The sequence below is a fragment of the Falsochrobactrum shanghaiense genome (assembly GCF_003149535.1).
Lineage (GTDB): Bacteria > Pseudomonadota > Alphaproteobacteria > Rhizobiales > Rhizobiaceae > Brucella > Brucella shanghaiense.
The window spans coordinates 112,307-134,016 of the sequence record NZ_QGDB01000001.1; the positions used below are offsets into that span (position 1 = coordinate 112,307).

A 21,710-nucleotide genomic window follows, 5' to 3' on the forward strand; every position below is an offset into this window, starting at 1 on the left:
AAGTCTTGCTGCGCTGCCGGCTTCCGGACCATTCGGGCCTCAAAAGCCCGGCACGCAGGTTGTCAGATCAGAGCGAGGCAGGCGTGTCTTGCATCACGCGCACGCGCCCCGCGCTGGCGGGATCAAAAATCCGCCGAAGCCACTTTTCCGTCCGCCGCATTTTCAAGGGATGCCTGAAGCGCCTTGTTTGCGCCGGAAACATCAGTGGCCGCCGCAGCCAGCCATGTTTCATAAAGTTCGGGCGAAACGACGCGCACGGCTATCGGCATGAATGCATGATCCTTGCCGCAAAGCTCCGAGCACTGGCCATAATAGAGGCCTTCCTTGTCGGCCTTGAACCAGGCTTCGTTGATGCGCCCCGGCACCGCATCCATCTTCACGCCGAAGGCGGGAATGGTCCAGGAGTGGATCACGTCGCCAGCGGTCACGAGAAGACGAACCGTTTCGCCGACCGGAACCACGACCTCGTTGTCGACCGCGAGAAGACGCGGATAGCGGGCCATGTCTTCCTTGCCCGCAGCAGCGCGATCATCATTGCCGAGAATGAGCGAATCGAAGCTGACCGGCGTTTCCGTCTGGTATTCATAGCCCCAATACCATTGGTAGCCGGTGGCCTTAACCGTCAGCGTCGGGTCTTCCGGCGAATATTGCGCGGTCAGAAGCTGGAACGAAGGCACGGCCAGAAACAGCAGAACGATCACCGGACCGACCGTCCAGATCACTTCGATTGCGGTATTATGGCTGGTCTTCGACGGCTGCGGATTGACCCCGGCGCGGAATTTGAGGACGCACCATAGAATCAGAGCCAGCACCAGCAGGGTAATCGGCCCGAGGAACCAGAGCGTATAGCGCTCAAACCAATGGATCTGCTCGGCAATACCCGTCGCAGCATCCTGAAATCTTATTTCCCAGGGACGCGGCTGGTCCGCCAGCGCGCCACCGCCCATCCACAGCAGCGCAAGGGCACCTGCCGCTGCACTCCTTGTCGTGGCAAAAATCTTATCCACCAGAACTCTCTCCCTTTTCGCCTTTCCAGGCCGGACGCCGGACGTCGCGACGACCGCATCCCCCAGCGGCGTTCAATCACACCTTAACGCACACCGCAAGGAAGGCGAATATCTTCCTGTGCGGCATTTTTGCGCGCGGCGCTGCGTCAGAGGCGCACATCTGCCGCAGCCCTCCTCGCCCACCCGGTTTCCACCCCGATCACAAATATTCGGGAAAAACCCTGAAAACCGGGGAAACCCATAATGAAGCCATGATTGCGCCGGACGTTTCCTTTAACGTGCCGCGTGACAATGACTGCAACAGACGGTATCACTCCGGTGAGGGTGAAATGGAGGCGAGCAGCGCTTTTCACCGTCCGCCTTGCGCGTTAACGTCCCGGTGATTCGATCTGGAGATTTCATGATTTTGCGCATATCTGCCCGACGCCCGATTTTTCGACGCCCGATGTTCCAGCACCTGACCTGCCTCGCCACAGGCGCAGCCATGATGGGGCTTGTCGCCATCGCGATGCCTGCCAATGCGCAAGAAGCGCCCGCGCAGCTTCCCGCTCCGCAGGAATCACCCGCCCAGCCGCAATCCTCATCCACGCCGCAGCAAAGCGGCACGTTGAAATCGCAGCATGGCGCGTGGTCGATCCTGTGCGACACGCCTGCGGGCGCCAAGACGGAACAATGCGCGCTGATCCAGAACGTGGTCGCCGCCAAGCGGCCCGAACTGGGGCTTTCGGTCGTGGTTCTCAAGACCGCCGACAACAAGGCGCGGATTTTGCGGGTTCTCGCCCCGCTCGGCGTTCTGCTGCCCAACGGGCTTGGCCTGAATGTCGACGGCAAGGATATTGGCCGCGCCTATTTCGTGCGCTGCTTTGAAGATGGCTGCTATGCCGAGGTCATCCTCGAAGACGCCTTGCTCGACACGTTCCGCTCCGGCAAGTCAGCGACCTTCATCGTCTTCCAGACGCCGGAAGAAGGCGTCGGCATTCCCGTCGATCTCAACGGATTTGGCGAAGGTTTCGACGCCCTGCCCTAAACTGTGAGCGCGCCGAGGTTGTTCTCGGGAGCGTTTACGCTTACATCCTGCGACAGACCCCTGCCGCAGGATTGTTTTTATGAAAAGCCTTATCGATAGTTTCGACGCCAGCCGCAACGATATTGAACGCCTCGTTGCAGAAAGCCTTTCGGGCAGCGACGATGGTGAATTGTTCATCGAGCATCGCGAGGCGGAGGCGCTGGTTTTCGACAATGGGCGTCTCAAGACGGGCTCCTTCAATCAGGATCGGGGATTTGGACTGCGCGCTGTTGCCGGTGAAGCAATCGGCTATGCTCATGCGGGCGAGCTTTCGCTTGCAGCGCTCAAGCGCGCATCGAGCGCCGTATCCGCCACATCGAGCGGCCATGGCGGCAGCTATGCCGCAGCGCCCGCGCTTACCAACCGCCACCTTTATACCGACGAGAACCCCATCGGCTCGCCCTCATTTGACGCCAAGGTTCAGCTCCTGCAACAGATCGACGCCTATCTGCGCGCGAAAGACCCGAAAGTGCGTCAGGTTTCCGCCTCCCTTGCCGCATCCTGGCAGCATGTCGAGATTCTGCGCGCCGACGGGCATTTCGTGCGCGATATTCGCCCGATGGTGCGTCTGAGCGTATCGGTGGTCGCAGGCAATGGCGAAAGGCAGGAGTCGGGATCACATACCATTGGCGGGCGCAGGGCATTCGGCGATTTTCTCACAACCGAAAGCTGGCAGCATGCGGCCGATGAAGCATTGCGTCAGGCGCTGGTCAATCTCGACGCCATACCGGCCCCGGCGGGAACTTTCGACATCGTGCTCGGCAATGGCTGGCCGGGCGTGATGCTGCATGAAGCGGTCGGCCATGGGCTTGAAGGCGATTTCAACCGCAAGAAGACGTCGGCTTTCGCGGGGCTTCTGGGCCAGCAGGTCGCAGCCAGGGGCGTCACGGTGGTCGATGACGGCACGATTTCCGAGCGGCGCGGCTCGCTGACGATCGATGACGAAGGCACGCCGACCAACCGCACCGTTCTGATCGAGGACGGCAAGCTGGTCAATTACATGCAGGACCGGCAGAATGCGCGGCTGATGGGCATGAAGGCGACCGGCAATGGACGGCGCGAATCCTACGCCCATACGCCGATGCCGCGCATGACGAACACTTTCATGCTTTCAGGCGACAAGACGCCGGAAGAGATCATCGCCTCGATGAAAAAGGGCATTTACGCGGTTTCATTCGGCGGCGGTCAGGTGGACATCACATCGGGCAAATTCGTCTTCGGCTGCACCGAGGCCTATATGGTCGAGGATGGCAGGATCGGCGCGCCGATCAAGGGCGCGATGCTGATCGGCAACGGCCCCGACGCGATGCAGCGCATTTCGATGATCGGCAACGACATGAAGCTCGATACCGGCAATGGCAATTGCGGCAAGGGCGGGCAATGGGTGCCGGTCGGCGTCGGCCAGCCGCATCTGCGCATGGATCAGGTGACGGTGGGCGGCACGGCGGTTTGATAAATCTTACTGTTGCGGTCGGGCAGCACGAACAAGTTGAGCTTCAATCGCAGACTTGTCGATGACCGACCACACTTGCACGATCCGTCCCGCCTGAAACCTGTAGAAGACATTCTCGGCAAACCGGATTCTCCGGCCATTGACAGCAAGCCCGAACAACTCGCCTTTGGGCGCGCAGTCGAACCAGAGACGGCTTGAAACGAAGGGCGGTTCGCAGACGCATAATTCCATGGTGAAGCGAAGATCGGGGATGGCGTCAAAATCCCCTTCCAGCATCGCGCGATAACCGGCCAGACCAAGCGGCCTGTCATTGTGCACGACGTCCTCATGCACGAATTCTCCCAGCCGCTCCCAGTCCTGCCCGTTCAGGCATTCAATATAGTCTTCATAAATATCGCCAAGCTCACTCATGCCCCGGCTCTTCTTCAAGAAGGCCGGTGACGAAATCAAACAGGCCGGGGCGACGGTCGCGGCGCAGGCGTTCCGCCGTGATGATGCCCTTGATCCCCGCATAGGAGCGCTCAAGGTCTTCATTGATGACGATATAGTCGTATTGAACCCATTTCTGGATTTCAAAACGGGCATTCTGCAAGCGTGTCTCGATCACATCCGCCGCGTCTTCCGCACGGCGATTGAGGCGTTGCTGCAATTCATGCATGGTCGGCGGCAGAATGAAGATCGACACCACATCGGCGGGCATCTTGGCCTGCAACTGCTCCGCGCCCTGCCAGTCGATGTCGAACAGCATGTCCTGACCATCGGCAAGGGCGATTTCCGCCGTCTCGCGCAATGTGCCGTAGAAATTGCCGTGCACTTCCGCCCATTCGATCAGTTCGTCACTGTCACGCAGCCGCTCGAATTCGCGTGCCGTGATGAAATGATAATGCACGCCGTTGATTTCGCTGGGCCGGCGCTGGCGCGTCGTCACGCTGATCGACAGCGACAAATTCATGTCGGGATCGTTGAGCAACTGCCGGGCAATGGTGGATTTCCCCGCGCCCGATGGTGACGAGATCACCACCATGAGACCCCTGCGCGCAATGCCATTTTCGACGGAAATGATGGCCATGTTCCCGTTACTCCAGATTCTGTACCTGTTCGCGAAACTGATCCACGACGGCCTTCAGCTCAAGACCAATGGCCGTGATCGAGGCCGCGTTCGACTTGGCGCATAAGGTATTCGTCTCGCGATTAAATTCCTGTGAAAGAAAATCAAGCTTGCGGCCGATCGGTCCGCCACCGGCGAGCAACTGGCGCGCCGATGCCACATGCATTTCCAGCCGGTCAAGCTCTTCCTGAATATCCGCCTTGGTCGCAAGGAAAGCCGCTTCCTGATAAAGCCGCACCTCATCAAGATCATGAACCGCATCCAGCAGCAGCGAAACCTGCGCCGCAAGCCGCGCCTTGATGCTTTCAAGACTGCGCGAAGGGTCGTTGCGTGCCGCAAGGACAAGACGTTCGATCGTATCGACATGGCCGGAAAGAACGGTGAAAAGCGCCTTGCCTTCATGCTCGCGCGCCTGCGCGATTGATTTGAGCGCACCCTCGAAGCCTGCGATAATCGCCGCTTCCAGCGCCGCACGGCTTTCCTCGTCTTCGCTCACCTCGCGCTGTTCCAGAATGCCGCGCAGCGAAAAAATTCCATCCACGCTGGCAGGCGCGACGCCATGGCTGGCCTGAATTTGCGCACCGAGTTTCAGCACTTCTTCAAGCATTGGCCGGTTGACGGTGAAGCCCGCCTGCGCCTGCATATGTTCGATGCTTAGCGTCGCCTGAAAATTGCCGCGCGAAAAGTAACGGGCAAGCAGCGAACGAACCGGATGCTCGACCGATTCCAGCCCTTGCGGCAGGCGCAGGCGGATATCCAGCCCCTTGCCATTGACCGAGCGCACTTCCCAGACGATGCGCGTCTCGCCCTTGCTGCCATCCGGCCCCGCCGCGCCATGCTGTACCGCGTGGCGCGCAAATCCCGTCATGCTCTGGAGCGCCATGCTTTCCTCTCCTCAGGTGGCCGTTAAGCGGTCGATAGGCCTATTGAACCGCATTTTGCTGTTGCTGCTGGCTTTTTTCGCGCTCGACCGCACGCCACTTGCGCACATTGGCATTGTGCTCCTGCAAGGTGGGGGCGAAAACGTGGCCACCGGTTCCATCGGCGACGAAGTAAAGATCGTCGGTGTCGAGCGGGTCGGCGACGGCTTCCAGCGCCGCCCTGCCCGGATTGGCGATCGGCGTCGGCGGCAGGCCGTTGATGATATATGTATTATAGGGCGTCGCCTTTTCGATGTCCGATTTGAAAATCGGGCGCTCCGGCGGCTTGCCCGCGCCGCCGAACAGGCCATAGATGATCGTCGGGTCGGACTGGATGCGCATGCCCTTGTTGAGCCGGTTGACGAAGACGGATGCGACATGCGGGCGTTCCGAGGCGATGCCGGTTTCCTTCTCGACGATGGAAGCCAGCGTGACGAATTCATTCTTGTCCTTGATCGGAAGGTCGGGACGGCGCTTTTCCCAAATGTCATCGATCAGCTTTTTCTGCGAGGCGACCATGCGATCGATGATTTCCGTGCGCGACGTGCCGCGCGTGAAATTGAGCGTATCGGTGAACAGCGCGCCCTCAGCCGGCATTTCCCTGGGCATTTCGCCCACCAGAATGGGATCGGCCTCGATACGGTCGAATATCTGCTTGACGGTCAGCCCTTCGGGAATGGTCAGCGGATACATGATCGATCTTCCGCTGATGAGGATATTCATGACGTCACGCATCGTCGCCCCTGCCGGAATGGCATATTCACCGGCCTTGAGATCGTTTTCATGGCCGAGCGTGCGCATGCCATAGCGGAAAATGCGTGCATCCGAGACGATTTCGCGATTTTCGAGACTATTGGAAACTTCCGCGATTCCAGCGCCACGCTTGACGAGAAAGGTCGTTTCCGCCGTCAGCGGGCCTGCGGCATCGAATTGAAGCTTGCCGAAATAAAACAGGGCCGAAGCGCCCAGCAGCACCAGCACGACCAGCGAGAGCATGAAATTCATAAACACCACGATCTGGCTGCGCGCATGGCGCGAGCGCTTGCGCATGCGCGGCGGCGGTGTTCCCGGTTCAGGCCGCAGGGCTTCCGACGCCGATTTCGGCACGAAAGGCCTGCTTTCCGCAGCCTGTTCAGGCGCAGATGGATGCGGCTGTTCTCCAGCAGGATTGGTTCCGGGCTTTTCCTCTGAACTCACTCCATCACCTCGTCCTGTCGCTTGCCCCGCCTGCGATCCCGTGAACGTTCAATGCGAATGTTCAGGGCGTCATTCATACGGGGCTTGCCATGCTATCGAGCCGGGTTGAAACCTGCTGGCTCTTTTGAATCGCGGCTACACTAAACCTTGTCGGCGAATTTAAACATCGCATCCGGTTTTATTTTGGCAAAAACGCGGAGAAATCCCCGCGTTTTTATTCTCACCAGACGTTATTGCCGCAATGTTCACGCGTAGCGACGCAGAATCAGCGATGCATTGGTGCCGCCGAAGCCAAACGAATTCGACAGGACCGTATCGATCCTGCGCTCGCGCGCCTTGTGCGGCACCAGGTCGATTTTCGTTTCGACCGCCGGATTATCGAGATTGAGCGTGGCAGGCGCGATATTGTCGCGGATTGCCAGCGTCGAGAAAATCGCTTCCGCAGCACCTGCCGCACCCAGCAAATGGCCGATGGACGACTTGGTGGACGACATGGAAATCTTCGATGCCGCATCGCCGACCACGCGCTCGACGGCGCCAAGCTCGATAGTGTCGGCCATGGTCGATGTGCCATGCGCATTGATGTAGTCGATCTGGTCGGGCGTGATTCCCGCGCGCTTGATGGCGGCTTCCATGCAGCGCTGCGCACCTTCGCCGTTTTCGGTCGGTGCGGTGATGTGATAGGCGTCGCCCGAAAGGCCGTAGCCGATCACTTCGGCATAGATTTTTGCGCCGCGCGCCAGCGCATGATCGAGATCTTCGAGCACCACAACGCCAGCGCCCTCGCCCATCACGAAACCGTCGCGGTCTTCGTCATAGGGGCGCGATGCCGCCGTGGGATCATCGTTGCGCCGGGTGGAAAGCGCCTTGCAGGCCGCAAAGCCCGCCAGCGAAATGCGGCTCACCGGCGATTCCGTGCCGCCAGCCACCATCACGTCCGCATCGCCGAAAGCGATGAGACGGGCTGCATCGCCAATGGCGTGCGCGCCGGTGGAGCAGGCCGTGACCACAGCATGATTGGGGCCGCGCAGCTTGTGCTTGATCGAGACATGGCCGGAGGCGAGATTGATCAGGCGTCCGGGAATGAAGAACGGGGAAATGCGGCGCGGGCCCTTGTCGCGCAGCGTATAGCCCGCCTCGACAATGCCTTCGATGCCGCCAATGCCCGATCCGATGAGAACGCCGGTGCGAATCTGGTCTTCATCGCTTTGCGGATGCCAGTTCGCATCTTCGAGAGCCTGATCGGCAGCACCGACCGCATAGACGATGAAGGGATCGACCTTGCGCTGTTCCTTGGGGTCCATATGAAGATCGGCGTTGAAGGTGCCGTTGCTGCCATCGCCGACGGGAATGCGGCAGGCAATCTGGCAGGCCAGGTCATCGACTTCGAATTCCGTGATGCGGCGAGCCGCGCTTTCACCGGCAATAAGCCGTTTCCAGGTCTCTTCGGCACCGCTGGCCAGTGGCGACACCAGACCGAGACCGGTGATAACGACACGCCTCATATTCACCCCTTAAAGACTGGTTGCGAACATCGACCCGAAGCCTTGTCCGGCTTTTGAAGGGATGATGCTCCAATCGATATGACCGGAGCTTGCAAAAAGATGCGGCGCGGCTTCAACGCCCGCGCTCCGGCAGATTCATAATACGGTCGTCATGCGACCGCTCAATAATTCAAGACAGACAGGGCCGGGATCGAAACAATCCCAGCCCCGCAAGTTCAGATCAGGCAGAAGCCTTGTCGATGAACTTCACAGCGTCGCCGACCGTGAGGATCGTCTCTGCAGCGTCGTCAGGAATTTCAACGCCGAATTCTTCTTCGAAAGCCATGACCAGCTCGACGGTGTCGAGGCTGTCTGCGCCAAGATCATCAATGAAGCTTGCGCCTTCAGTGACCTTGTCGGCATCTACACCCAGATGCTCAACAACGATTTTCTTGACGCGCTCTGCGGTATCGCTCATGTCGGAACCTCGACCTGTTTGTTTGTTGCTCTGCCTTGGTTAGCGGCATGCAGGATTGTAATCAAGTTATAAGATGCCTGCCAGGTTGCGAGTAGCCCCGCCTTGCCAGCCATCCTGTGGATATTCCTTTCGGAACCGGATCGCGGCATATTTCTTCAAATGCCGCAATTCTCGTCGGGCGCATTACCATGCTTCTTGAACAAGGCAAAGCGCATTTTCCCATTCAAACCCCGGCATTAAGGCATTTTTTACCATAATGAGGGGGTTGAGGGTGGTCAGATCATCGCCATGCCGCCATTCACATGCAGGGTCTGGCCCGTCACATAGGCCGCTTCATCGCTCGCCAGATAGACCACGGCTGCGGCAATATCGCCGCCCACGCCCATGCGCTTCATGGGAATGCCGCCCATGATGGCGTCTTTCTGCTTGTCGTTGAGCTTGTCGGTCATGGCCGATTCGATGAAGCCCGGAGCCACGCAATTGACCGTCACATTGCGGCTTGCGATTTCCTGCGCCAGCGATTTCGAAAAACCGATCAGCCCCGCCTTGGAGGCGCAATAGTTTGCCTGCCCCGGATTGCCCGTCACGCCGACGATCGACGTGATGTTGATGATGCGGCCCTGACGGCGGCGCATCATCGGATGGGTCAGTTCGCGCGTGAGGTTGAAGACCGATGTCAGATTGACGTTGAGGACCGCATCCCAGTCCTCGTCGCTCATGCGCACGAAAAGCCCGTCGCGGGTGATGCCGGCATTGTTGACCAGAATATCGACGCCGCCCATTTCCTCTTCCGCCTTCTGGCCGAGAGCCTTGACGGCTTCACGGTCGGACAGATTGGCGGGAAAGACAAATGTCCGCTCGCCAAGGCTCGCCGCCAGTTCGTTGAGCTTTTCCTCGCGCGTGCCGTGCAGGCCGACAATCGCACCCTGCGCGTGCAATGCGCGGGCGATCGCCTCGCCAAGACCGCCAGTGGCGCCGGTAACGAGAGCCTTGCGGCCGGTCAGATCAAACATAAGGACCTCTTTAGTGATTGAATGCAGCCAGCACTGCATCGATTTCTTCAGCCGAACCAACGGTTACGCCGGAAACATCTTTCGAAATACGGCGCGCAAGGCCGGTCAGAACCTTACCCGAGCCTACTTCATAAAGCGTCGTGACGCCATTGGCCGCGAACCATTCGACAGTTTCGCGCCAGCGCACCTGCCCCGTTACCTGCTCGACCAGAAGATCGGCGATCTCATTGGCGTCGGTGACGGGAGCCGCGCGCACATTGGCGATCAGCGGCACGACGGGATCGCGCTTTTCCACATTTGCCAGCGCCTCGCGCATGGCGTCTGCGGCAGGCGTCATCAGGCTCGAATGGAAGGGAGCGGAAACGGGCAGCATGATTGCGCGTTTCGCACCCTTTTGAGATGCAAGCGAAGCGGCCAGTTCAACGGCTGCCTTTGCGCCTGAAATCACCAGCTGGCCCCCGCCATTGTCATTGGCGATCTGGACCGGACCGGAAGCTTTTGCTTCCATGCAGATGGCTTCGACATCGCCATGCTCAAGCCCGATGATCGCGGCCATTGCGCCCTCGCCTACGGGAACGGCTTTCTGCATCGCATTGCCGCGAATGCGCAGCAGGCGCGCGGTATCGGCCAGCGAGAAGGTGCCCGCCGCGCAAAGCGCCGAATATTCGCCAAGCGAATGGCCCGCGACATAGGAAACCTTGTCTTTGAGCGAAAAGCCGCGCGCTTCCAGCACGCGCAGGATGGCGATGGAAACGGCCATCAATGCAGGCTGCGCATTGGCGGTCAGCGTCAGCACGTCTTCGGGGCCTTCGAACATGGTGGCGGAAAGCTTTTCGCCCAGGCTCGCATCCACTTCATCGAAAACGGCGCGCGCCTCCGCGAACTGTTCGGCCAGAGCCTTGCCCATGCCCACTGCCTGACTGCCCTGTCCGGGAAAGGTGAATGCTACCGCCATGAATGCCTCGTTTCTCGCAATTATCTGGCGCGATGTGCCCCAGTCAGGGTTGGAAAGTCAAGTATTTGTCGGTTTTTGCGCGATATGCGGCTTGCAAACAAGGGGAAAAACACGTAATGAGCGCCCGTTCGTGTTCGGCACCAGCTGGGGGCTGAACGGAGGGCCGGACCTGTTCCGAGAAGCCGAAAGCGCTTCAGCCTCCCGTGTCTCCGCTCTCGATCGTCTCAATGAGCGCCCTTTCTTCTCCGGTTTTCCGGCAAAAGAGAAGTCGCAGAGGCTTAGCCGTTGGTGCCGGCATAATGAAACAGAAGAAAGGCAAAGCCAATGGCTCTTTATGAACATGTGCTTCTTGCCCGCCAGGACATCTCGCAGCAGCAGGTCGACGCTCTCGTCGAACAGTTCAAGGGTGTTCTCGAAGCTAATGGCGGCAAAGTCGGCAAGGTCGAAAGCTGGGGCCTGCGTCCCCTCACCTACCGCATCAAGAAGAATCGCAAGGCTTATTACACGCTCGTCAACATCGACGCTCCGGCTGCCGCCGTTGCCGAAATGGAACGCCAGATGCGCATCAATGAAGACGTTCTGCGCTTCATGACCGTTCGCGTGGAAGAGCTTGAAGAAGGCCAGTCGGCCATGCTTTCGCGCCGTGACGACCGTCGCGACCGCGACGACGACCGTGGCCCGCGCCGCCCGCGTGAAGGCGGTTTCGATCGCGGTGACCGGGGCGACCGCGGTGATCGCGGCCCACGCCGCCCGCGTGACAACGAAGCTGGTGAAGGAGCATAATCATGGTTGACATCAATCAGATCCCGACCCGTCGTCCGTTCCATCGCCGTCGCAAGACGTGCCCGTTCTCCGGCGCCAATGCACCGAAGATCGATTACAAGGACATCAAGCTTCTGCAGCGTTACATTTCCGAACGCGGCAAGATCGTTCCTTCCCGTATCACGGCTGTCAGCCAGAAGAAGCAGCGCGAACTCGCCAAGGCGATCAAGCGCGCCCGTTTCCTCGGCCTGCTGCCTTACGTTGTGAAGTAAGAAAAATGCAGGGGGCGGTTTGCCGCCTCCTGTCTCCTCCGTTGCGATGGGCGCAGTGGAGCGTAATCAAAGCCTAAGTTGGGGCGAAGCGACTGATCGCCGCCTCTAACTGCAAAACCGGCCAGCCGGAGCAGGACAGCGAAATCATGAAATTCAACGGAGCCATCATTGGTGTCGGCATGGTAGCGGGGCTTGCCTCGGCGCTGATGTCGTCCGGCGTCATTACCCAGTCGGGTCTGGCGATGGTTCTCTATTTCCTCACGCCATTGCCGATTTTTGCCGCAGCCCTTGGCTGGGGATCGGGTGCGGGTATCCTGGCCGCGGCCATCGCCACGATTGCGGTGGGGATTTTCGCGGTGCCCATGGCGGCGCTGCTCATGGCCTTGACAAGCTTCATTCCGGCTGCAACCGGCGCCTATCTCTCCGGGCTTGCCCGCCCCGCCAGGGAACTGGGCGGACCGACAGACGTGATGGTATGGTATCCGGTTTCGGACATCGTCTTCCGTCTGGCCCTGATGGTTGCGATAAGCTTTGTCATTATCGGCGCCATTATCGGCTTTGGGCCGGATATGGTCGGTGAACTGGCAAGTGCGCTGATCGACCGTATCTCGGAAGCCGATCCGCAATTCGCCCCCGATGAGAGCATGCGCCAGAGCCTGACCGCGCTTTTGATGGTGGCTTTGCCTGCCATCCAGCCGGCAACCTGCCTTGTCATTCTGGTCGGCAATTTCTACCTCGCATTGCGGCTGAGTGCGATGTCGGGCCGTCTGAGGCGTCCACGCGACGACTGGCCTGCGACCTTGCGCATGCCGCGTCAGGCGCTGCTGGTCTTTGCGGTTGCGCTTGCGCTCGCATTCCTGCCCGGCACTGCCGGGGTCGTCGCAACCGTTTTCGCCGGGGCGCTGAGCGCGGGCTTCATAATGGCGGGACTTGCGATCTTCCATCAGCGCACGCGCGGCAAGCCGTGGCGCGCGATGGCATTGTGGTTCGTCTATGCGGCGATTCTCTTTTTCGCATTCCTGCTTTTTTTCTTCCTCGTCTTCGGGCTTTTCGACACGTCGCGCGGTGCGCCGGTGTCAAAAATCCCCGAAGCCGATAATCAGTAAACAGAATTAAAACTCGAAAGGAAACTCCAATGGAAGTCATTCTTCTGGAACGTATCGGCCGCCTCGGCCAGATGGGCGAAACCGTCAAGGTCAAGGACGGCTATGCCCGCAACTTCCTGCTGCCGCAGGGCAAGGCGCTGCGCGCCAACGAAGCCAACAAGAAGAAGTTCGAAGGCCAGCGCGCACAGCTCGAAGCGCAGAACCTCGAACGCAAGAAGGAAGCCGACGCCGTTGCTGAAAAGCTCGACGGCAAGAGCTTCATCGTCGTGCGTTCGGCTGGTGAAACCGGCCAGCTCTACGGCTCCGTCTCGACCCGCGACATTGCCGAGATCGTCACCGAGAACGGCTTCAGCCTGCACCGCAACCAGGTCGAGCTGAACCATCCGATCAAGACCATCGGCCTGCACCAGATCGTCGTTTCGCTGCATCCGGAAGTCGAAGTGACCATTTCGATCAATATCGCGCGTTCGACCGAAGAAGCCGAACGTCAGGCGAAGGGCGAAGACCTCACCTCGATCGAAGCCATTTACGGCATCGAAGAAGAGCCGCTTGCTGAAGAATATTTCGACGAAGACGAAGAAGCTGAAGGCGAAGAACAGGCCTGATCGGCTTTTTCGCGCCCAAGCTTCCAACGGCGGTAAACTTTATATGATCAAGCCCGGCGGCATCCGCCGGGCTTTTCCTCTTTCCAGAACCGGAAAAGTGCCTATTCTCCATATCAGGACTATTTTATGTTCAGATTGAAACAGTGAAGACGATAAAGTTCATGCTCCGGCGGCTTTGTTCGAGATGCTTCATCCGCAGACAATCGACTGCCTGAACGCGACGGCATGGACATGCGCATTGTTTTGATCCCCAGGAGGAGGCGGGCAATGAACAGGATGTTGCGTATTGTTCTCAACCATATGATCAAAGCCGGTGATCTGACGGTCACCGATTCAGGCGGCAGGCAGTGCCGCTTTGGCGACAGGACCGGCATACCTGTCCATATCCGCTTCAATAATGCCCGTGCCGAGCGCGCAATCGCCTTCAATCCCGAACTCAAGCTCGGCGAATGTTTCATGGATGGCGAGCTCGATTTTCTGGAAGGCGACATCTACACATTGCTGCAGATCGTCTTTGAAAATACCGGTCCCACGGCTGCGACAGAGCCGTGGATGCGCATGCTGGGTTCGCTGCGCATCTTCTTTCGCCGCTTCCAGCAGATGAACACCATTGCCCGTTCATCCAGCAATATCAAAAGCCATTATGATCTTTCGGGCGAGCTTTACGATCTGTTCCTTGATCCCGACAAGCAATATTCCTGCGCCTATTTCGATCCGCCCAATGCAACGCTGGCGCAGGCGCAGCTTGCCAAGAAGCGCCATATCGCGGCAAAGCTTCTGGTCAATGAGGGAGACAGGGTGCTCGACATCGGCTGCGGCTGGGGCGGCATGGGGCTTTATCTCGCCCGCTATCTCAAGGCCAATGTGACGGGGGTTACGCTTTCAGAAGAGCAATATACCATCGCCAACCGGCGCGCCGCCGAGGAAGGGCTGGCTGAACGCGCCAGATTCGAACTGACGGATTATCGCAAGATCGACGACAAATTCGACCGGCTGGTCTCGGTCGGCATGTTCGAGCATGTCGGCGTGGGGCATTTCGCGGAATATTTCGAACATGCGGCGCGGCTGATGAAGCCCGACGGCGTCTTTATGCTGCATGCCATCGGCCGGGCCGATGGTCCCGGTGCCACCAATCCCTTCATTCGCAAATATATCTTCCCCGGCGGCTATATTCCCGCGCTTTCAGAAGTGCTGCCGCATATCGAAAAGGCCGGGCTTTACGTCACCGACATCGAAATCCTGCGGTTGCATTATGCCGAGACGCTCAAAGAATGGCGCAAGGCCTTCATGGCCAATCGCGACCGGGCGAAGGCGCTTTATGATGAACGTTTCTGCCGTATGTGGGAGTTTTATCTTGCCGGTTCGGAGAGTGCTTTCCGCTGGCAGAACATGATGGTCTTCCATATCCAGATCGCCCACAAGCAGGAAGCAGTGCCCCTCACCCGCAACTATATCGAAGCGGAGGAAAAGCGCCTCAAGCGCCTCGACAGCGCCCCCAAGGGCGCCAATAGCGAGACAGAATCGGCACGGAAAAGCGTGAAACTCTGATTTGCGCGGGAATGCGTCAAGAACAAGTTGTGCGTAATTTCCTTCTCGCTGTGGATGGCTGTGAATCATGGTATGCTTGGCCGCTTTCTGCGAAACCGGGGCAACGCAGCGTTGCCTTTGCCGTCACTTAGGCGCTAGCTGAAAGGATCAGGGACAGGATCAGAGAATCATGGCGGAAGCGGCATTACGCAAACTCGACGATATGCGCGATCAGAAGGATACGCTTTATCGCGAGGCACCCCACAATATTGAGGCGGAACAGGCGCTTTTGGGCGCGATCCTCATCAATAATGACGCCTTCTACCGCGTCTCGGACTTTCTCAAGCCGACCCATTTCTTCGAGCCGCTGCATCGGCGCATTTACGAAATCGCGACCGATCTGATCCGCGTCGGCAAGATGGCCAATCCGGTCACGATGAAGACCTTCCTGCCCAATGAGGGCAAGATCGGCGACCTAACGGTGTTTCAATATGTGGCGCGCCTTGCCACCGAAGCCGTCACCATCATCAATGCCGAGGATTATGGCCGCGCGATCTATGATCTCGCCACCCGCCGCGCGCTGATCGGCATTGGCGAGGACATGGTCAATGTCGCCTATGACGCGCCGGTCGACAACGCCCCGCAAGAGCAGATCGAGGATGCCGAACGCCGCCTGTTCGAACTTGCCGAAACGGGCCGTTACGATGGTGGCTTCCAGCCGTTCAAGGATGCCGTGACCACCGCCGTCGACATGGCCAATGCCGCCTTCATGCGCGACGGCCATCTGTCGGGCATTTCCACGGGCATCCATGCGCTCGACGGCAAGATGGGCGGCTTGCAGCCTTCCGATCTCATCATTCTGGCCGGGCGTCCGGGCATGGGCAAGACTTCGCTTGCCACCAATATCGCCTTCAATATTGCAGGCGTCTATGAGGGCGAGCAGCAGGCCGACGGCTCCATCAAGGCCAGGAATGGCGGCGTGGTCGGTTTCTTCTCGCTGGAAATGTCGGCGGAACAGCTTGCAACCCGTATCATTTCCGAGCAGACGGAAGTCAGTTCATCCAAGATCCGGCGCGGTGACATCACCGAAACCGATTTCGAGAAACTGGTGGCCTGTTCGCAGGTCATGCAGAAAATTCCGCTCTATATCGACCAGACCGGCGGCATTTCCATTGCGCAGCTTGCAGCGCGCGCGCGCCGTCTCAAGCGCCAGCGCGGCCTCGATGTGCTGGTGATCGACTATGTGCAGCTCATGACCGGCTCGTCCAAGGCGTCATCGCAGAACCGCGTGCAGGAAATCACCGAGATCACCACCGGGCTGAAGGCGCTGGCCAAGGAACTCAATGTTCCCATCATTGCGCTCTCACAGCTTTCGCGTCAGGTGGAAAGCCGCGACGACAAGCGCCCGCAGCTTTCGGACCTGCGCGAATCCGGCTCCATCGAGCAGGATGCCGACGTGGTGCTGTTCGTGTTCCGCGAGGAATATTACGTCAAGAATCTCGAACCGCGCGACGAGTTCGATCCGAAATATGAGGAATGGCGGCAGCAGTTTGAAAAAGTGCGCGGCACGGCGGATGTCATCATCGCCAAGCAGCGCCACGGACCGACCGGCACCGTCAAGCTCGCCTTCCAGGCCGAATTCACGCGCTTTGCCGATCTGGCCGAGGGTTCCTATCTGCCGGAGCAATATGAATAGAGCATTTCCAGCAAAAGTGTGAAACGCCTTCGCAGGGAAATCAGTTCACTGGACTGATTTCTCTTCCTGCTTCGATGCGTTCGGATAATGCGACAAGGAAGAATGCAGGCTAAATCATAGCCCCGCAAGCCGCAGCAGGGCGACGCAGGCCACCCCGATGGCGGTTGCGCCGAGCAAGGGCAGGCGCAAGGCCGCAAATGCCGTAAGCGCGCAGCCGATCGTTTCGGCAACGCCCGTCATCAGCGCCGTGGGCGCGACGACTGCCATCAGCACAGCGGGCGGAATGGCCGTCAGCGCCTCGCGGGCGCGCGCCGATAATTTGACATAGCGGATCAGCACGAGCCCCGAAAGCCGGATCAGCGCGGTTGCAATCGCCATGGCGAGAATGGCAGCCAAGGTGGAAAGATCGAGCGTCATTATGCGCTTTTCTCCTCTGCGGCAGGTCCATGGGCCATGGCAACAGCAAGACCCGCCAGCGCACCGGCGGCGATATACCAGACGCCGCCAAGCAATTGATGGGCCGTGATTGCCGCAATGGCGCTGGCAAGCAGCACCGCACCCGTGCGCCGTCCCTTCCAGAAACTCATCATCAGAACGATGAAGACCGCCGGAAAGGCGAAATCCAGCCCGATCAGGGCAGGATCGCCCATCGTGTTGCCAGCGAGCGCGCCAAACAGCGACGACAGCACCCATGCGGCATAAAACGGCAGGGCGATACCCGCATACCAGATCGGCGTCAGCCTGCCTTCGCGCGCCTTCAATTCAGCAATCGCCCATATTTCATCGGTCAGAAACAGGATCGCCGCATATTTGCGCCAGCCGGTGAATTGGCCGACATGCGGGCCGATGGAAGCCGACATGAGAACGAGGCGCAGATTGACGAGCAGGGCCGCAAAACCCACTGCCGTCCAGCTTGCCGGATGGGTCCATATATCCATCGCCACGAATTGAGAACCGCCTGCGAAAACCAGCGCGCTCATCAACACCACTTCGAGCGTCGAAAGCCCCTTGCCCGCAGCCACCGCACCATAAATTGCGCCAATGGGAATCACCGCCGCAATCAGCGGGAACATCACGCGCATGCCTGAGAGAAATTCCTTTTTCATGCGCCCGCTATAGCGGGCCTGCGCGCGCTTGTCCTGAACAATAATGAGGGTGAATGTGCAGTGTGGCTTGATTCCCGTTTTGTTCTATTCTACCACGGATGCATCAAGCAGGAACGGAGAAGCATGGCCAAGGCGCGCATTCAGTTCATCTGCCAGAATTGCGGATCGGTGCATTCGCGCTGGGCAGGCAAGTGCGATTCGTGCGGCGAGTGGAATACGCTTGTCGAGGAAGGCACCAATAGCGGCATCGGCTCCGGCCCCGGCTCGATGCTGAGCAAGCGCAAGGGCCGCGCAGTGGCGCTCACCTCGCTTTCGGGCGACATAGAGGACGCGCCGCGCATCATTTCGGGCATCAGCGAGCTTGACCGTGTGACCGGCGGCGGCTTCGTGCGCGGCTCGGCAGTGCTGATCGGCGGCGATCCGGGCATCGGCAAATCCACCCTGCTGACACAGGCCGCAGCCGCCCTTTCCAATCAGGGCCATCGCATTGTCTATGTCTCGGGCGAAGAGGCGGTGGCGCAGATCAGGCTGCGCGCGCAGCGTCTTGGTGTGGCGTCGAGTGCTGTGGAGCTTGCCGCCGAAACCAATGTCGAAGACATTCTTGCCACTGTCTCCGATGGCAAGCGGCCCGATCTCGTCATCATCGATTCCATCCAGACATTGTGGACGGATATGGCGGATTCAGCCCCCGGCACGGTGACGCAGGTGCGCTCTTCGGCGCAGGCGATGATCCGTTACGCCAAGCAGACGGGCGCTGCCGTGGTGCTGGTCGGCCATGTCACCAAGGACGGGCAGATCGCGGGGCCGCGCGTGGTCGAGCATATGGTTGATGGCGTGCTTTATTTCGAGGGCGAAGGCGGGCATCAATATCGCATCCTGCGCACGGTAAAGAACCGTTTCGGCCCGACCGACGAAATCGGCGTGTTTGAAATGTCGGATGGGGGCTTGCGCGAAGTTTCCAATCCGTCCGAGCTTTTTCTGGGCGAGCGCAACGCCAAGGCGCCGGGCGCTGCCGTCTTTGCGGGCATGGAGGGCACAAGACCCGTGCTGGTCGAGATACAGGCGCTGGTTTCGCCCTCATCGCTGGGCACGCCACGCCGGGCGGTGGTAGGATGGGACGGTAGCCGGCTTGCCATGATCCTCGCCGTTCTGGAATCGCATTGCGGGGTGCGCTTTGGCCAGCATGATGTCTATCTCAACGTGGCTGGCGGCTATCGCATCAGCGAACCGGCAGCCGATATTGCCGTGGCTGCGGCGCTGGTTTCATCGATGGCGGGTATTGCCCTGCCCGCAGATTGTGTTTATTTCGGCGAAATCAGCCTTTCAGGTGCTGTTCGTGCAGTGTCACATGCGGTACAGAGGCTCAAGGAAGCTGAAAAACTCGGCTTCCGGCAAGCAGTGGTGCCCGGCGGGAGCCGGGAATTGTGGAAAGACCGCGATTTCGGCCTTATGGAAACCACTGCCCTGCCCGATCTCGTCGCGCGCATTGCGGCATCGGGTCCGGGCAGGAAATGAGCATAATCTGTGGCTGAACAGTCGCAGATCCCTGAATTAAGTGTTGAATTTAATGGGTTTTTACAATGGAAGATTTCGTCAACCTTCCGATGTTAGATTCCGCCAAGTTTGACCGCCCGGCAGAGCGAAACATGCCGGACGCCCCCAGATTGAGGACAGGCCAGAATGCCAATCACCATGCTTGATGGAATTTTACTTGGAATAACGCTGGTTTCGGCCGTTCTGGCGATGGTGCGCGGCTTCTCGCGCGAAGTGCTTTCGCTGGTCTCGTGGGCTGCGGCGGCGGTTGCAGCCTATCTGTTCTACATGCCGGTGCTGCCCTTCATCCAGCCCTATATCAGCAATGAGACCATCGCCAAGATCGCCGCCGCAGGCGCGGTCTTCCTCGTGGTGCTCATCGTGGTCTCGCTGATCACCATGAAGATCGCCGATTTCATCATCGACAGCCGTATCGGTGCGCTCGACCGCACGCTGGGCTTTTTGTTCGGGGCTGCGCGCGGTGTTCTTCTGGTCGTCGTCGCCATGCTGTTTTTCAACTGGCTCGTTCCGGCCAATCAGCCGGCATGGGTCTCCAATGCCAAATCCAAGCCGATGCTCGATTCCTTCGGCCAGCAATTGATCGACCTGCTGCCTGCCGATCCGGAATCGGCGCTCAAGAAATTCAAGCCGGGGCAAGAGACCCCTGCTGCGCCTGACGGCCAGGCTGAAACGCCCGTGCCCGACGACACACCGGCTGCAAACTGATCTGAAATGTAATTTTACCGACCGGCAGCGCAAGCTGCCGGTTATGTCTGTTTTTAGCCTCAATAAGTCTTATATAGCGGGTGAAACCATGCCGCGTGCAAGGGATTGCTTTCAAAAAAGCGCCCTTTCATGTAAAGGTTGCTTTTAACAACCCGCAATCGAAAGGCCTTGCGGACAATGTTCCAACAATCGCATGATGAGACGTCCTTTTCGCTGGACGATGACACGCTGCATGAAGAATGCGGCGTATTCGGCATTCTCGGCCATGAAGATGCAGCAGCGTTGACCGCACTGGGGCTGCATGCCTTGCAGCATCGCGGACAGGAAGCCGCAGGCATCGTTTCCTATCATCATCGTCGTTTTCATTCCGAGCGGCATATGGGACTGGTCGGCGATCATTTTACCGATCCCGCCACGCTGCACCGCCTGCCCGGCAATCGCGCCATCGGTCATGTGCGCTATTCCACCACCGGCGAGACGATCCTGCGCAATGTGCAGCCGCTCTTTGCCGAACTGGAAGTGGGCGGCATCGCGATTGCGCATAATGGCAATTTCACCAACGGCTTGACGCTGCGCCGCGAGCTTATCGCTTCGGGCGCGATCTTTCAGGCGACCTCGGACACCGAAGTCGTGCTGCATATGATCGCGCGTTCGCGCCATTCCTCCTCGACCGACCGCTTTGTCGAGGCGATCCGGCAGGTGGAGGGCGGCTATGCCATGCTGGCGCTGACCCGCACCAAGCTGATCGCCGCACGCGATCCCATCGGCATCCGCCCGCTCGTCATGGGCGAGCTTGACGGCAAGCCGATCTTCTGTTCGGAAACCTGTGCTCTTGATATTATCGGCGCGACCTATGTGCGCGACGTCGAGAATGGCGAGGTCATCGTCTGCGAAATCCAGCAGGACGGCTCCATCACCACCGAATCCATCAAGCCGGAAAATCCGCAGCCCGAACGGCTCTGCCTGTTCGAATATGTCTATTTCGCGCGTCCCGACTCGGTCGTGGGCGGCCGCAGCGTCTATCTGGCGCGCAAGAATATGGGCATGAATCTGGCGCAGGAAGCAGGCGTCGAGGCCGATGTCATCGTGCCGGTGCCTGACGGCGGCACACCGGCTGCACTCGGCTATGCGCAGGCCAGCGGCATTCCGTTTGAATATGGCATCATCCGCAATCATTATGTGGGCCGCACCTTCATCGAGCCGACGCAGCAGATCCGCGCGCTTGGCGTGAAGCTCAAACATTCGGCCAATCGCGCCATGATCGAGGGCAAGCGCGTGGTGCTGGTGGATGATTCCATCGTGCGCGGCACCACCTCGGTCAAGATCGTGCAGATGATCCGCGATGCGGGCGCGCGCGAAGTGCATATCCGTGTGGCAAGCCCGATGATTTATCATCCGGATTTTTACGGCATCGATACGCCTCATGCCGACAAGCTGCTCGCCAATCAGCATGAAAACCTTGAATCCATGTGCCGCTATATCGGTGCAGATTCGCTGGCTTTCCTTTCCATTGACGGGCTTTACCGGGCTGTTGGCGGAGCGCCGCGCGATCCCAAGGCTCCCGCCTTCACCGATCATTATTTTACGGGCGAATATCCGACCCGTCTTCTCGATCAGCAAGGCGAAAGCAATGTGCATACATTGTCGCTTCTCGCCTCCAATGGCTGATCACCATCCTTCACGCAGGCGGCCCCAA

The 21,710-nt window shown here is 59.2% G+C and carries 22 protein-coding genes; 11 read left to right on the forward strand and 11 right to left on the reverse strand.

Features of this window, described 5'->3' with window-relative positions:
* Nucleotides 1-122: 122 nt before the first annotated feature.
* On the reverse strand, nt 123-1,007 hold the full coding sequence (gene coxB, locus DKP76_RS00555; RefSeq protein ID WP_109704493.1) for a cytochrome c oxidase subunit II: 885 nt from the start codon (nt 1,005-1,007) through the stop codon (nt 123-125).
* Between the two features lie 400 nt (nt 1,008-1,407).
* Between coxB and DKP76_RS00560 the strand changes: the two genes are divergently transcribed.
* Together DKP76_RS00560 and tldD are read left to right on the forward strand one after the other, a co-directional pair.
* The gene (locus tag DKP76_RS00560; RefSeq protein WP_109704494.1) at nt 1,408-2,034 is read left to right on the forward strand and encodes an invasion associated locus B family protein; all 627 of its coding nucleotides are present in this window, start codon (nt 1,408-1,410) and stop codon (nt 2,032-2,034) included.
* 79 nt (nt 2,035-2,113) lie between these two features.
* On the forward strand, nt 2,114-3,526 hold the full coding sequence (gene tldD / locus DKP76_RS00565; protein ID WP_109704495.1) for a metalloprotease TldD: 1,413 nt from the start codon (nt 2,114-2,116) through the stop codon (nt 3,524-3,526).
* A gap of 6 nt (nt 3,527-3,532) precedes the next feature.
* Here the strand turns inward: tldD and DKP76_RS00570 are convergent, their stop codons facing one another.
* The 8 genes from DKP76_RS00570 to fabD all read right to left on the reverse strand — a co-directional run bounded on the left by DKP76_RS00570 (nt 3,533) and on the right by fabD (nt 10,681).
* Entirely contained in the window at nt 3,533-3,937 is a 405-nt protein-coding gene (locus tag DKP76_RS00570) for an ester cyclase (RefSeq protein WP_109704496.1), read from the reverse strand.
* Entirely contained in the window at nt 3,930-4,595 is a 666-nt protein-coding gene (gene gmk, locus DKP76_RS00575; protein ID WP_109704497.1) for a guanylate kinase, read from the reverse strand. Before gmk ends, DKP76_RS00570 begins: the two co-directional genes overlap by 8 nt.
* A 7-nt stretch (nt 4,596-4,602) precedes the next feature.
* Nucleotides 4,603-5,517 (reverse strand): YicC/YloC family endoribonuclease, encoded by a 915-nt coding sequence (locus tag DKP76_RS00580; protein WP_109704498.1) that lies wholly within the window; start codon nt 5,515-5,517, stop codon nt 4,603-4,605.
* Between the two features lie 40 nt (nt 5,518-5,557).
* The gene (mltG, locus tag DKP76_RS00585) at nt 5,558-6,751 is read right to left on the reverse strand and encodes an endolytic transglycosylase MltG (protein WP_109704499.1); all 1,194 of its coding nucleotides are present in this window, start codon (nt 6,749-6,751) and stop codon (nt 5,558-5,560) included.
* A gap of 245 nt (nt 6,752-6,996) precedes the next feature.
* The gene (gene fabF, locus DKP76_RS00590; RefSeq protein WP_109704500.1) at nt 6,997-8,256 is read right to left on the reverse strand and encodes a beta-ketoacyl-ACP synthase II; all 1,260 of its coding nucleotides are present in this window, start codon (nt 8,254-8,256) and stop codon (nt 6,997-6,999) included.
* 220 nt (nt 8,257-8,476) lie between these two features.
* Complete coding sequence (locus DKP76_RS00595; RefSeq protein WP_002963616.1) at nt 8,477-8,713, reverse strand: acyl carrier protein; 237 nt, start codon at nt 8,711-8,713, stop codon at nt 8,477-8,479.
* Nucleotides 8,714-8,988: 275 nt separating this feature from the next.
* On the reverse strand, nt 8,989-9,726 hold the full coding sequence (gene fabG / locus DKP76_RS00605; protein WP_109704501.1) for a 3-oxoacyl-[acyl-carrier-protein] reductase: 738 nt from the start codon (nt 9,724-9,726) through the stop codon (nt 8,989-8,991).
* A 10-nt stretch (nt 9,727-9,736) separates the two neighbouring features.
* A complete protein-coding gene (gene fabD, locus DKP76_RS00610; RefSeq protein ID WP_109704502.1) occupies nt 9,737-10,681 on the reverse strand; it encodes an ACP S-malonyltransferase in 945 nt (314 codons plus the stop codon).
* Between the two features lie 324 nt (nt 10,682-11,005).
* On the opposite strand from fabD, the gene rpsF reads away from it, so the two are divergent.
* The 6 genes from rpsF (at nt 11,006) to DKP76_RS00640 (ending at nt 16,649) form a co-directional block, all read left to right on the forward strand.
* Nucleotides 11,006-11,464: a 30S ribosomal protein S6 gene (gene rpsF / locus DKP76_RS00615; RefSeq protein ID WP_109704503.1), complete on the forward strand. Its 459-nt coding sequence runs from the start codon at nt 11,006-11,008 to the stop codon at nt 11,462-11,464.
* Nucleotides 11,465-11,466: 2 nt separating this feature from the next.
* On the forward strand, nt 11,467-11,715 hold the full coding sequence (gene rpsR, locus DKP76_RS00620) for a 30S ribosomal protein S18 (RefSeq protein WP_006466219.1): 249 nt from the start codon (nt 11,467-11,469) through the stop codon (nt 11,713-11,715).
* 146 nt (nt 11,716-11,861) lie between these two features.
* The gene (locus tag DKP76_RS00625) at nt 11,862-12,821 is read left to right on the forward strand and encodes a DUF2232 domain-containing protein (protein ID WP_109704504.1); all 960 of its coding nucleotides are present in this window, start codon (nt 11,862-11,864) and stop codon (nt 12,819-12,821) included.
* 29 nt (nt 12,822-12,850) lie between these two features.
* Nucleotides 12,851-13,426 (forward strand): 50S ribosomal protein L9, encoded by a 576-nt coding sequence (rplI, locus tag DKP76_RS00630; protein ID WP_109704505.1) that lies wholly within the window; start codon nt 12,851-12,853, stop codon nt 13,424-13,426.
* 267 nt (nt 13,427-13,693) lie between these two features.
* Nucleotides 13,694-14,974, forward strand: coding sequence for a cyclopropane fatty acid synthase (locus DKP76_RS00635; RefSeq protein WP_109704506.1), 1,281 nt, complete (start codon nt 13,694-13,696; stop codon nt 14,972-14,974).
* Between the two features lie 169 nt (nt 14,975-15,143).
* Entirely contained in the window at nt 15,144-16,649 is a 1,506-nt protein-coding gene (locus tag DKP76_RS00640; protein WP_109704507.1) for a replicative DNA helicase, read from the forward strand.
* Between the two features lie 114 nt (nt 16,650-16,763).
* Here DKP76_RS00640 and DKP76_RS00645 read toward each other — a convergent pair whose 3' ends face one another.
* Nucleotides 16,764-17,066 (reverse strand): AzlD family protein, encoded by a 303-nt coding sequence (locus DKP76_RS00645; RefSeq protein ID WP_109704508.1) that lies wholly within the window; start codon nt 17,064-17,066, stop codon nt 16,764-16,766.
* Entirely contained in the window at nt 17,066-17,755 is a 690-nt protein-coding gene (locus tag DKP76_RS00650) for an AzlC family ABC transporter permease (RefSeq protein ID WP_109704509.1), read from the reverse strand. Before DKP76_RS00650 ends, DKP76_RS00645 begins: the two co-directional genes overlap by 1 nt.
* 123 nt (nt 17,756-17,878) lie before the next feature.
* On the opposite strand from DKP76_RS00650, the gene radA reads away from it, so the two are divergent.
* From radA to purF, 3 genes are all read left to right on the forward strand, one after another.
* Nucleotides 17,879-19,270 (forward strand): DNA repair protein RadA, encoded by a 1,392-nt coding sequence (gene radA / locus DKP76_RS00655; protein WP_109704510.1) that lies wholly within the window; start codon nt 17,879-17,881, stop codon nt 19,268-19,270.
* A 165-nt stretch (nt 19,271-19,435) separates the two neighbouring features.
* Entirely contained in the window at nt 19,436-20,014 is a 579-nt protein-coding gene (locus DKP76_RS00660) for a CvpA family protein (RefSeq protein ID WP_109704511.1), read from the forward strand.
* Nucleotides 20,015-20,191: 177 nt separating this feature from the next.
* Complete coding sequence (gene purF / locus DKP76_RS00665) at nt 20,192-21,682, forward strand: amidophosphoribosyltransferase (RefSeq protein ID WP_109704512.1); 1,491 nt, start codon at nt 20,192-20,194, stop codon at nt 21,680-21,682.
* Nucleotides 21,683-21,710: the final 28 nt, after the last annotated feature.

Excerpts from the sequence above, each read along its gene's own strand:
- DKP76_RS00560 (WP_109704494.1), top strand. The coding sequence starts at position 1,408 with ATGATTTTGCGCATATCTGCCCGACGCCCGATTTTTCGACGCCCGATG.
- tldD (WP_109704495.1), top strand. The coding sequence starts at position 2,114 with ATGAAAAGCCTTATCGATAGTTTCGACGCCAGCCGCAACGATATTGAA.
- DKP76_RS00570 (WP_109704496.1), bottom strand. The coding sequence starts at position 3,937 with ATGAGTGAGCTTGGCGATATTTATGAAGACTATATTGAATGCCTGAAC.
- gmk (WP_109704497.1), bottom strand. The coding sequence starts at position 4,595 with ATGGCCATCATTTCCGTCGAAAATGGCATTGCGCGCAGGGGTCTCATG.
- DKP76_RS00580 (WP_109704498.1), bottom strand. The coding sequence starts at position 5,517 with ATGGCGCTCCAGAGCATGACGGGATTTGCGCGCCACGCGGTACAGCAT.
- fabF (WP_109704500.1), bottom strand. The coding sequence starts at position 8,256 with ATGAGGCGTGTCGTTATCACCGGTCTCGGTCTGGTGTCGCCACTGGCC.
- DKP76_RS00595 (WP_002963616.1), bottom strand. The coding sequence starts at position 8,713 with ATGAGCGATACCGCAGAGCGCGTCAAGAAAATCGTTGTTGAGCATCTG.
- fabG (WP_109704501.1), bottom strand. The coding sequence starts at position 9,726 with ATGTTTGATCTGACCGGCCGCAAGGCTCTCGTTACCGGCGCCACTGGC.
- fabD (WP_109704502.1), bottom strand. The coding sequence starts at position 10,681 with ATGGCGGTAGCATTCACCTTTCCCGGACAGGGCAGTCAGGCAGTGGGC.
- rpsF (WP_109704503.1), top strand. The coding sequence starts at position 11,006 with ATGGCTCTTTATGAACATGTGCTTCTTGCCCGCCAGGACATCTCGCAG.
- rpsR (WP_006466219.1), top strand. The coding sequence starts at position 11,467 with ATGGTTGACATCAATCAGATCCCGACCCGTCGTCCGTTCCATCGCCGT.
- DKP76_RS00625 (WP_109704504.1), top strand. The coding sequence starts at position 11,862 with ATGAAATTCAACGGAGCCATCATTGGTGTCGGCATGGTAGCGGGGCTT.
- rplI (WP_109704505.1), top strand. The coding sequence starts at position 12,851 with ATGGAAGTCATTCTTCTGGAACGTATCGGCCGCCTCGGCCAGATGGGC.
- DKP76_RS00635 (WP_109704506.1), top strand. The coding sequence starts at position 13,694 with ATGAACAGGATGTTGCGTATTGTTCTCAACCATATGATCAAAGCCGGT.
- DKP76_RS00640 (WP_109704507.1), top strand. The coding sequence starts at position 15,144 with ATGGCGGAAGCGGCATTACGCAAACTCGACGATATGCGCGATCAGAAG.
- DKP76_RS00645 (WP_109704508.1), bottom strand. The coding sequence starts at position 17,066 with ATGACGCTCGATCTTTCCACCTTGGCTGCCATTCTCGCCATGGCGATT.
- DKP76_RS00650 (WP_109704509.1), bottom strand. The coding sequence starts at position 17,755 with ATGAAAAAGGAATTTCTCTCAGGCATGCGCGTGATGTTCCCGCTGATT.
- radA (WP_109704510.1), top strand. The coding sequence starts at position 17,879 with ATGGCCAAGGCGCGCATTCAGTTCATCTGCCAGAATTGCGGATCGGTG.
- DKP76_RS00660 (WP_109704511.1), top strand. The coding sequence starts at position 19,436 with ATGCCAATCACCATGCTTGATGGAATTTTACTTGGAATAACGCTGGTT.
- purF (WP_109704512.1), top strand. The coding sequence starts at position 20,192 with ATGTTCCAACAATCGCATGATGAGACGTCCTTTTCGCTGGACGATGAC.